Origin of the sequence: Gordonia sp. 852002-10350_SCH5691597 (assembly GCF_001665715.1) — a bacterium.
Classification (GTDB): Bacteria; Actinomycetota; Actinomycetes; order Mycobacteriales; family Mycobacteriaceae; genus Gordonia; species Gordonia sputi.
In genome coordinates this window covers 1-1,946 of sequence record NZ_LZMO01000147.1, presented here as the reverse complement: position 1 = coordinate 1,946, position 1,946 = coordinate 1, and the positions used below count along the sequence as shown (strand labels likewise).

4 protein-coding genes are annotated in these 1,946 nt (G+C 59.0%); all 4 read left to right on the top strand.

Going from position 1 to position 1,946, the window contains the following annotated elements:
- The coding region (locus A5777_RS11290) for a hypothetical protein (protein ID WP_231895029.1) at positions 1 to 616 on the top strand (616 nt) is incomplete at its 5' end.
- Positions 617 to 680: 64 nt separating this feature from the next.
- Positions 681 to 1,148 (top strand): hypothetical protein, encoded by a 468-nt coding sequence (locus A5777_RS11285; RefSeq protein WP_156529351.1) that lies wholly within the window; start codon positions 681 to 683, stop codon positions 1,146 to 1,148.
- A gap of 49 nt (positions 1,149 to 1,197) precedes the next feature.
- The gene (locus A5777_RS11280) at positions 1,198 to 1,608 is read left to right on the top strand and encodes a hypothetical protein (protein ID WP_231895028.1); all 411 of its coding nucleotides are present in this window, start codon (positions 1,198 to 1,200) and stop codon (positions 1,606 to 1,608) included.
- Positions 1,605 to 1,865: a DUF3263 domain-containing protein gene (locus tag A5777_RS24145; RefSeq protein ID WP_082933633.1), complete on the top strand. Its 261-nt coding sequence runs from the start codon at positions 1,605 to 1,607 to the stop codon at positions 1,863 to 1,865. The genes A5777_RS11280 and A5777_RS24145 overlap by 4 nt, the downstream gene beginning before the upstream one ends.
- The last annotated feature ends 81 nt before the right edge of the window (positions 1,866 to 1,946 follow it).

The following is a 1,946-nucleotide window of genomic DNA, read 5'->3' as shown; positions in this document are numbered from 1 at the left end:
GTTCAGTGCCATCCGCTCGAAAGTGAACGGGGCCGAACCTACTGCCCCATTCGTGTTGCCAACTCGCGCGGACCTACTGAATCAACGCGAGCGCGCAGCAGTCGTTGAGATTGTGAACGCGCTCCTGGATGCAAGGGAGCGAGACAATGCAGTGGAAGCTACGACGGAACAGGATGCATCGAGCGAAGAGGACGAAGAGCAGAAGACCTTTGCGGCGGTGACCGTAAGGTACGGACCGAACCAGCCACAGCCGCTCACCTTGGTTACAACAGTCCGTGGCGCCAATGAGGCCGACGCAGTTGGCAGGGTGGCTGAGGCATTACAGATGCTCGGATACGAAGTCCGACGACAGGTAGACGTCAACGGAGTGTTTGTTGATGTAGTGGCGTCGAACCTCAATGAGGTGGTCATGATTGAGGTCGTTCCACACAATCGGACCTCGATCGAGAGCATGTCGCAAGCATTGAAAGGCGCGGCTTTGGAGTCGGAGGCTGACGACCAGTTCGCCCTTGCCGCCCGCGATACCGGTGGTATCTCTGAGGGTGAGCAGACCCGCCGAGACATGGACCAGCAGGGTGAAGCGCCCGACCCCGACGGGCCGGAGGACGGGGCGTGAGTGATCGACCGAAACACCCACGTCAAGATCTTGAGAGCATCCTCACGCAGGCAGAAAGAGCTGGATGGCGCATAATCAAGAACAAGAAGTACTACCGGGCGTATTGTCCGTGTGGTCAACACCAGCGGAGTATCCACCTCACCCCTTCGGACCCGAACTACGGGAAGAACGCGGGCAAGTGGTTCGAGCGGCAAGACTGTTGAAAGGCGCGATGAACTGGTTTCACATTGAGTTCCGGCTAGAGTTCGAGGACTTCTCGGACACAGACCTGGAAACCATCTTCGAGGATGTGGCCGATTGCCTCGCTGACATGGACGGCATGGATGCTGACGCTTCGCTCAACCTTGCAGCGCGAACAATCGAGATGTCGATGTCGATTAATGCGGAGCGCGCCGAAGATGCCGTCACCAGCGCATTCGCGGCCGCGCGTACTGCGGTTCACGTAGCCGGAGGTAGTACGCCTGGGTGGGAGAAGATTATCTCAGAACAGGCGATGGAGATGAACCTCCGCACGCAACTTACATCTGTGTAATTCCTGGTCACGCCCGTTTTTGTCAGAGCCTTCCCCTAGCTTGTCCGGTATGTACCACCCCTGGCGAGACGCACGAAACCGGGAACACCTGACCATCACGTTCGAGCGCATGGCTGACGGCCGACGAGGATGCCTGCGTGGCGATCGCATCGCAATCAACACCGCCGACGACCAAGCGCAGCGACGGTGCACCCTCACGCACGAACTCGTTCACGATGAGCGCCGTATTTTCCCGGTAGACCACGTGCTGCGCGCTCGCGAGGAACTGGCCGTCGAGCGCATCGCCTCCCGACGCCTGATCCAGCTCGACGCGCTTGTTGACGCCCTCTTGTGGGCAAGGGATGCACGCGAGACCGCAGCAGAGCTTTGGGTCGACCTGCCGATGCTGGTGGCGTTCGTCCAGTCGATGACTGAGGAGGAAAAGGTGTGGGTGGGGAAGCAACTTGAGGAGCGGGCATGACTGACGAGGATCGTCGACTCCTCGACATGGCGGGTCGGCGCTGGAATCACAGTGGCGCTATGGCCGAGGCGATCAACGCGGAGTTTGGTTTGTCGGTGACACGTTTTTGGCAACGAGTAAACAATCTGTGCGACACCGAGGAAGCGTTGGCGTATGCGCCTCTCACAGTGAATCGGCTGCGTCGTCTGCGGCTTGTGAGCCATGTTGCTCAAGCAACACACGAAGTCATTTCCGCAGGTCGGCAAGTGGTTAGCTAGTGGTGAAAAGTGGGTGTTTGTGCAGGTCATCGCAGGTGGGGACACTGTTCGATAGGGGTTCGAGTCCCCTTAGCTCCACCG

Bases quoted from the DNA above. Each gene is read 5' to 3' on its own strand.
- A5777_RS11280 (WP_231895028.1), top strand. From the start codon at position 1,198: ATGTACCACCCCTGGCGAGACGCACGAAACCGGGAACACCTGACCATC.
- A5777_RS11285 (WP_156529351.1), top strand. From the start codon at position 681: ATGGCGCATAATCAAGAACAAGAAGTACTACCGGGCGTATTGTCCGTG.
- A5777_RS24145 (WP_082933633.1), top strand. From the start codon at position 1,605: ATGACTGACGAGGATCGTCGACTCCTCGACATGGCGGGTCGGCGCTGG.